Genomic DNA, 8,831 nt, shown 5'->3' with positions numbered 1-8,831 from the left:
CGGATATTAATATGACGCTTGCAGGATCGGGTACTACCGGGTTGTCGACTCTTACAACCGTTGCAAGTATCGGTTTACGTGATATGATGAGTGAGATTTCAGCGGCAGATGCTCTTGCAATGGGTGCATACGCAAATGCGAATTCTTTGGGTGCGGGTCAAACAATGACAGCGGGTGTAACAACCTTCACCGGAGCGCAATCAATGATGAGTATTGCTGAGTCTGCTTCAAGAACATTGGATAAAATCCGTTCCGATATCGGTTCGGCACAAAACCAAATGGTTTCAACGATCAACAATATCAGCGTAACGCAAGTTAACGTTAAAGCGGCAGAATCACAAATTCGTGACGTCGATTTCGCGGCAGAGTCTGCTAACTTCTCTAAAGCAAACATCCTTGCACAATCGGGAAGTTATGCAATGAGTCAAGCAAACGCTGTTCAGCAAAACGTATTAAAACTACTTCAATAAAAACACTTTTTTAAGACCGCATTCGCGGTCTTTCTTCTATCCTCTTGTATTTTCATGGAATGATTGTTGCTCTAACTATCAATAACCTCTTTTGGAAGGGACTATAGTGTCTATTTTAGAACATAACTTGGATGCGCTTCGTTTTAAAAATCCACTTTTATATCAACGTCTATCAACCATACAAACCGATGAAATGTTTCATATCCATATGGATGGGAATGACCCATCAACGCTTAATTTAATTAATTTAAGTGATTTTACCCCACTTTACAGCGCTAAAGCCAGTGAGCAAACGAATACTCAGATAGTGGAATTCCAACAGTGGAGTCAGTATCCGTATCTGTATCTGTTCGGTATGGGTAATGGGGTGTTAATTGCATCCTTATTAGACAGCTCTATAAGAAAACGGGTTGTAGTGGTCGAGCCTGAGGTTGAAGTTTTATGGATCGTATTGCATTTCATTGATTTTTCTCAAGCCATTCAATCCGGGCGATTGGTGATCTTGTCGGATACATCGCTTTCGTTTGCCGGGATAGTCGGATTATTCGGTGATAACGATGTGAAACGTTATGCACGCGTGTATGATATGCATGTAAACCTTCCCTACTATGAGCGGTTTGCTCAACGTATCCAGGAAATAAATCAACTATTTGTTCAAGCTCTTCGTCATGTCATCACAACCGTAGGAAATGATGTAACCGATACTTTGATCGGGATGGAACACCATTTTATGAATCTCGATTTGATGGTACAGACGCCGACCTTATATGAGCTGTTTAAAAAAGCCAAAAATACGAATATGGCTGTTTTAGTTTCGACAGGACCTTCGCTTAATAAACAATTGCCGTTACTTAAAGAGGTTGCTCCTTATGTCACTATTGTAGCGGTGGATGCTAGTTTTCCGGTACTGAGTGCTTATGGTATTAAACCGGATATTGTTGTCTCTATGGAGCGGATTGCATTAAGCAGTACATTTTTTAAAAATACCCCCGCAGAATTTTATGATGGGGTTGTTTTCTCTTTGAGTTCATTGCAACACCCGGAACTGCTTCGGAGCATTAAAGGGGGAGTGATTCAGATGAGTATGCGTCCTTTTGGATTCATGCAAGCCTTTGAACTGGATCAGTGGGGCTATATCGGTATCGGTATGAGTGCGGCCAATAAGGCGTATGAGCTGATATACCATAGCCGATTTGAACGATGTGTGCTGATAGGACAAGATTTGGCCTACAGTGATGGCGGATTATCCCATGCACAAGGACACGTTTTAGGTGCAGATGAAGTGAAAGCCAAAGCGAGTGATGTAGATGTAGTACGCTATGGCGGAGAGGGGATGATTCGAACGAGCGCCGTTTGGAACTGGTTCCGGAGTTTTTTTGAGACCGATATACGAGAAACAGCGGCTCGAATGGAAACGATCAATGCAACAGAAGGGGGCGCACGTATAGCGGGAGCTATTGAGATGCCGTTTCGAGAAGTGATTGAGCGATATGTTCAGAAGGATATGTGTAAAAAGCCTATTGTTTTGGAAAAAGTAAAAAAAAGTGATTTGAAAACAGTGCTTCGTCGTATTGAAGCCAAAAAAGCGTTTATCATCAAAACAATAACCGAAGCAAAAAGAGAGGCAGAATCGTTATTTATTCAAGTGGCTCAATTTTGTGAACAAAACGATAGTATCGATGGAAATGAGCTGTTACAATCCATTATGAAGTTTTATACCAAGGTACATGATAAAGTATTAGCCCAATTACTATTTGATGCCACTCAGGCACTGCTATTTCATCAGGAAATGGTGATTTGCGAGATTGAAGTGCGGTATGCTTCGAGTGAGTCTGAGCAAAGAGATAAGATATTGGAGCTTATCCCTTTGTATAAAGAGTGGCTTTTTTCACTGGCCGGTTGTATTGATGCCATTTTAGTAGCGATGGAACGTCAAGGATCTCATTATAATGAATGAGAATTATATCGATACGTTGATTGATATTTTAAAATCACCATTATCTATGAGTGATTTCGAAGCGGTAATGGAACGAGCTATTCCGGTCTTGTATACGCAATGGAATGAAGAAGGATTTGGCAGCATTTCATCTGATCATTATTTGGAGTTCTTAGCGCTTGTACGAGAAAAGATTGTCGGGTTTATCAAGCAGGGGAAGTTGATCGATAATAACTATATTAATCTCTATTTCTTGTTTCGTGAGGCGAACCTTCAATGTGATCAAGAGACACAGAACCTCATACACCTTTTAGAAAAAACGTACCTAGAATACAGAGAGGATCAAAAAGAAAAGTTTATATTTGCTCATCTCATTTTTGTCCTCTCTTTTTTAAATGGTGATGGAAAACGGGGGCTTTTGGTTTTTCTTTCGGAACATCTATATTTTGATGGGGTATCTTACGATTCGATGAATAAGAATGGTGAGATGTTAAAAAGTTTTTTAATATCTCAGCGAATCGTATTTGAGGAAGTTTCTGAAATATTGGCTTACGGATTGGAAAAGGAAAACTTTATAAGTCGTTCGCTTCACCAGCGCCATAGTGCAATGGTCTGGATGTTGCGATTTTTTTGGCATATTGACGGGTTTATGAATCATAACGGATGGAAAACTATGATTTATCCTAAACTCTTAGATCTTTTCCACTTTTATCTCAGTGACAATAATGCAATTGAGACAGTGATGCATCTTCATTTTTTAATGAGTCATCTGTATATGAATAGTGCGCAGACGCAAAAAGAATTTCATCAATTTAACGATGAAGTAGAGATTAGGGGATCGGAGTATTACCGTCAATGGGGAGAATGTGCCGGCTTAGAAAAACCAAAATTCGCGAATCATAAAGAAAAGACCAAAATTGCTTTAATCAAAGATCGGATTGTCCGTAATTCTCCTTCGAATGTGGAGCTTTCATTATTGCGTCAATTACTCAACAATGAAGAATTTACGAAAGCGTATACGATAACGATTTATACCCTTTCTATCGTGGAAAAAAGTTTGGATGATCAAACATTGATTAAAGAGCTTCGAGAGCTTGGGATTATTGTTACGGAGAGTGCTACCGAAACACTTGATTATAGCTCAACGTATCAAAGTCATCTCTTGCGTGCTTTGGCCGTGAGAGAGGATATGCAGCGGGAGGGAACTGATATCATGATCGCGGCAACCAATAACTTTCCGGAAGTGAGTTTTTTATTTTCTACTCGATCATCATCAAAGCAAATTTTTTGGAGCCATGGGAATTTTGAATATGATGTCCAGAATATCGACAGAAGAATAACGCATTGTACTGTTCCGGAGGAATGTTTTACATTTTCTCATTTTTCAGTGCAACGAGATTATTCACAGTACAAAGCCCAACAGGTGATTTCAGAGGCTGAAACTATACGTAGTCAATACGGCAAAGATACAGTAATCCTCGGCAGTATAGGCAGGCTAGTCAAAGTAGATAGTTTGGAATATTTAGAATCTGTTGCAAAATTGTTACAAAAAAACTCAAATGCAGTCTATTTGGCTTGCGGTTCCGGAAGTACAGAGTCGATCAAGCGAAAAGTTGAAGCTCTAGGGATAGAGGATCGATTTATTTTTGTTGGTTTTGTCGAGGCAAAAATATACGCAAATGTTTTAGATATCTATCTAGATACTTTTCCGCATCATGGGGGAGAAAGTGTTAGAGAAGCTCAGATGGCCGGTTGTTGTGTTGTGACATTGCATATCGAAAGTGAAAAAGGGCCACCGGACCTGCGTAGTGTAGAAAACGATATTTTACTCAAACAAGTGAACTATCAATTGGAGAAGCTGGATGAGGAATGGCTAAGTAACGAAGGCTTTATCCATCAGGTAATCTCTTTCGCCTCTTTAAATACGGATGCCTATATAGGTATTGTCGATTATTTCATCAAGCATCCTAACTGTCGGCAGATGGTCAAAAATGTTTTTAAAACGTATACGCCGGAAATGGTTTCGTATAAAGAATTTTTGGAGGTAATCGGTTTTGAATAGCCCTTATATTTCAATAGTACAATACTCTAGAAATGATGATCACGGAGGTCATTTATTCGACAGAATGTCAACCTCTTTATACTCTACCATAGAGCTTTTGGAGCGGTATGAACTGGAGTCAGAGATCATTATGGTGGATTACAACCCACCGGCCGACAAACCGTTATTAAAAGACATTTTACAACTCAATGGAAGCAGAAAGTTTGTCTCTGTCCGTTTTATTGAAGTCCCAAACTCGGTTCATTCCTCTTACCCACAGAGTGATAAAATGCCTATGAACAATATGGTTGCCCGAAATGCAGGTATCAGACGTGCGAGGGGTGAGTTTATCCTTTCTACGGGGGTTGATGTTGTTTTTTCTGCGGATATGATTGCTTTTTTCGCACAAAGAACTCTGGAGCGAAACATCTCCTACCGGACAAGCCGAATCGATGTTTCCCGATGTGTTAGCGCCTATGTTCAGGATGTTGATAAACTTATGGAGTCGTGCAGAAACAATATTATAGATATCCATTTTAATACCAATCCGGGAACTTTTGAGGATACCGATTTGCCGGCGCTTCATACCAATAATTGCGGCGATTTTCAGCTGTTGCATAGAGATGTTTGGACTGAGTTGTGCGGATATCCTGAAATAGACCTCATAGGGACACACGCTGATACGATTTTGAGCTATATGGCATGGTTGTATGGGGCAAAAGAGAAGGTGCTAAAAGAGCCTTTTTATCATATAGATCATCCGGCACGATGGCTAAAACCGGTATATACCCATGTCTTAAGAAACTTTCGTGCGCTATACGCACAATTGGGTGAAGAGGTGATGGCACTAAAAGATGAGTATTATGCACTGGCTAAAAAAGCCTCTGAAATGAGCGGAGAACAAAGTGAGATTGAAACTAAAGGAATCGGTATTTTGTCAAAAGATGAATATACGAACATTATAAAAGAGATGGCCAATGGAGCAAGAGAGCTAAATTACAATACACAAGAATGGGGGCTTGAAAATATCTTTTTAGTGGAATACAGCTATGGAATTACCGATGAAAGGGCTTAATGTGACTAAAGAGATAGTGCAGATTAGCGACCCCTCAGGTTTTCAAAAACACCGATTCGGATTGCCTTATCAAAACAGATGGGAGACACTAAAGGATAAAGTATTTTTGGTAACGGGAGCCGGTACGGGGTATGGCCGTGCGATATCAGTATCCTTGGCCGCTGCCGGAGCCAGTGTCTATATGGTCGGAAGACGCATCGAAAAATTAGTTGAGAGTATCAATGAAGCCGCCCTATACGGTATCAATACGGATAATATGTATCCTTTCGATGCTGATATGACAAAAGAAGAGGATATCAAAAAAATAGTTTTTCAGATCACCCAAAAAAGCGATCGATTAGACGGAATGATCGGGTGTTCAGCTCTTTCCCCCGCGCATCAAAATGGGTTTGAGCATTCAAGCTCAGAGCAATGGGACAAAATATTATTTGTTAATGTAAAATCGCATTGGCTTATCCTCCAAGAGGCATTTCCCCTTATGCAAAAAAGTGGTTTTGCAAAGTCCATATGGTTTTCATCCGGGGCAGGATGGGCATTTACACCGGGAATCGGGCTGTATAATCTTTCAAAAGCTACCCTTAATGCGGCATGCGGTTCCATGGCTGCGGAATATGCTCAAAACCACCCCGCTATTGATATACAGTTTAATATTCTAGATCCATGGGAAGCAAAAACTGAGATGAATACGAAAAGTCCACATAGCCCATATACAGTTTGTGCAATGACACTTGCATTGCTATCACACGGAGAAGATGGACCCAACGGAAGATACTTTCATAGAGACGGAAGGCATTTGGGATTTTTGGAAGCAAATCCCTATGAAAAATCATTATTTGCGAGGGAACTATGCTAGAAGATGATACAAAAAAAGAGTTGGCTTTTGTCTATGAAGGTGTCTTCACTTTTGACATTAAAGAAAATGATAATGATAGGGTAGTAATAAAATCTATCGAACAGCATCTAAAAAACTATAAAAAAGTAGCACTGTACGGAGCCGGTCAGCTGCTTAATTATTTTTTACGTTATTCACCCGGATTTATGGAAGGGATAGAAGTTATCGTAGATGATAAAGAAGCGTTATGGGGCACAGTAATCCACGATAAAAAAGTAATACCCTTACAAGAACTCCCTAGAGATATAGAAGCTGTTTTTATTTGTATACATCAAACTCATTTAGTCGAAAAACTCATCAATAATCTTCAAAAAAGCGGTAAAAGTATAAAAATTGAGACACTGAAAAGTTTGTATGATTTTGATTTGGTCGGACTTTCTCCCAAAGCATTGAGAAAGCGGGTAGAAGAGGTATATACGGATTTTCATATCCCTGCAGGGAAAAGTGTCCGTTTCTGTATCCATAAAGCGTTTTCTTACGATGGAAGCGATCAGGATGCCCGATTGGCTTCTATGCTTGCCGATATACTCAATGATAAAGCAATGCATACGGTTGGCAACCAAGAGCTGAAAGCCTATCTGCAATCATTAGAACCGAGACTTACGGATCTCTTTGCCGGAGACGAGACGAGTACGGTTTTAATCCTTGAAACCGAATTTTTACGGATACAGACATTGCTGGAAGAGTATCCAAATGCAGTAACTCTTGCTATATTGGAGAATGAAAATTGGAGAAGCCTACCGCGAAAAGTGTGGCAAATTTATGACCAAAATGTAATTTATCCGGTCGTTATTCCAAGTATATCGTTTGAACACGATTTAGACTTTTTACTCCTAGATTTACCTGCCCGTTATATGGCGATGGCACCGAATGGACTGGGGTATGTTCACAATCTGTTATCCACATTGGATATCAAACATCAAACTGCCGATTTTGATATTGTTTTTTATCATCGATTCCATACGAAGCGCATTATGGACGGAATGGAACATTTATGTACGCGACAAGGATATGAAGTCAAGGAAGATCCTTGGGACATGGAGAGTGCGGATGAATGGGAAAAGCTGGAATTTATAGAGTATTTTCGAGATGAAATAGAAGAGATAATCCAAAAACTGATAGAGGCAAGCCCGAAAATAGTTGGGATATCACTTCATCACACCAACCAAATAATGGCCAATGAGATTTTGACCAGAGTAAAAGCGCTAAAACCTGAAATTATGGTTTTGGCGGGTGGTTATGACTGTGCAAATCACACATTGGCTAAGAATGTACTGGCTGAAGAGTGCTACGACTATGTTTTTATAGGTGAAGCCGATATGACAATGCCCGATGTTGTAAAAAAGATTTTAAACGGTGAAACGCCAAAAAATTTGGAGGGAGTGATTTCCCGATATGACGATGAAAATTTTGTGTGGACTCCCGCCCCGTTGTTATTGAATTTGGATGAGATTGATTTCCCAAAATATCAATGGTACGGTGTAGGCATCTATCGAAACTACAACGGCTATCAATTAATGCCGATAGCAGCTTCCAGAGGGTGCCGATGGTCCAAATGTACTTTTTGTGCGGAGTGCTTTAGCTGGCGTAACAACTCAGCAATCTATATGGCGGATCAATTCGAATGGCTCTATAATGAAGGGTGTGATTTGTTCCATTTTAATGAAAGTGATCTCAATGGCGATCCTACAGCATTGGGAAATATATGCAAAGAAATTATTAAAAGAGATTTGAAGATCAGACTTGTCGGGCAGCTTCGCATTCATCCTGAGAGTACATTGGAATATTTTCAGTTGTTAAAAGCGGGTGGTTTCGTTCATTTGCGATTCGGTGTGGACGGATGGTCTAAAAATACGTTAAGGCTTCAGAAAAAAGGGTACCCGAAAAAAACGGTGACACAAAATCTAAGAGATGCGCATGCTTCAGGGATACGCGTCACCACCAATATGGTTCTTGGAGTGCCAAACGAAACCGATGAGGATATAGATGAGTCGATTGCATTTGTAATAGAAAATAAGCCCTATATTGATATGATGGAAAATATAAATACGCTAATGCTTGCAGCGGGCAGTCTTTATTATGAAAATCCGGAGCAGTTTGGTATACACTTTAGAGGCGACAAAGAGAGTATCTATGCCAAATATCCCAAAATGATCCCTGCTGATTTATGGTACAGTGAAACCCCATATATCGATAATCATATTCGATTGGAGCGGTATCAGAAGGTATGTGATGCACTTTTTGATGCGGGAGTTCAATTTGGCGAATACGCAAAATGGGCAGCTAAAAGGCATATGGAACAGTTACAGAATAATCATACAGGCAGTAATGGCTAATTAAAATGGAAATATTGCACAAGCTTAAAAAGCATTCCGACGGGCAACAAGCTGCATCTTGCCAAATTGTTTCACCCCCTT

6 protein-coding genes are annotated in these 8,831 nt (G+C 40.0%); all 6 read left to right on the top strand.

All coding sequences use genetic code 11. The annotated features are described in order from the left end of the window. A partial coding sequence (locus tag A3G19_RS06860; RefSeq protein WP_294871507.1) for a flagellin occupies nt 1-470 on the top strand: 470 nt, incomplete at its 5' end. Nucleotides 471-576: 106 nt separating this feature from the next. Continuing rightward, on the top strand, nt 577-2,427 hold the full coding sequence (locus tag A3G19_RS06855; RefSeq protein WP_294871504.1) for a 6-hydroxymethylpterin diphosphokinase MptE-like protein: 1,851 nt from the start codon (nt 577-579) through the stop codon (nt 2,425-2,427). A 16-nt stretch (nt 2,428-2,443) separates the two neighbouring features. Then, nucleotides 2,444-4,468, top strand: a complete 2,025-nt coding sequence (locus A3G19_RS06850) for a glycosyltransferase family 4 protein (RefSeq protein WP_294871503.1) — start codon at nt 2,444-2,446, stop codon at nt 4,466-4,468. A gap of 64 nt (nt 4,469-4,532) precedes the next feature. Beyond that, entirely contained in the window at nt 4,533-5,522 is a 990-nt protein-coding gene (locus A3G19_RS06845; protein ID WP_294871500.1) for a hypothetical protein, read from the top strand. Beyond that, nucleotides 5,497-6,375: an SDR family oxidoreductase gene (locus A3G19_RS06840; protein WP_294871496.1), complete on the top strand. Its 879-nt coding sequence runs from the start codon at nt 5,497-5,499 to the stop codon at nt 6,373-6,375. Before A3G19_RS06845 ends, A3G19_RS06840 begins: the two co-directional genes overlap by 26 nt. Continuing rightward, complete coding sequence (locus A3G19_RS06835; RefSeq protein WP_294871493.1) at nt 6,369-8,750, top strand: radical SAM protein; 2,382 nt, start codon at nt 6,369-6,371, stop codon at nt 8,748-8,750. Before A3G19_RS06840 ends, A3G19_RS06835 begins: the two co-directional genes overlap by 7 nt. The last annotated feature ends 81 nt before the right edge of the window (nt 8,751-8,831 follow it).

This window comes from Sulfuricurvum sp. RIFCSPLOWO2_12_FULL_43_24 (assembly GCF_001829605.1).
Lineage (GTDB): Bacteria > Campylobacterota > Campylobacteria > Campylobacterales > Sulfurimonadaceae > Sulfuricurvum.
Note: the sequence above shows the minus strand (reverse complement) of the source record. Positions and strands in the feature narration are given on the sequence as shown.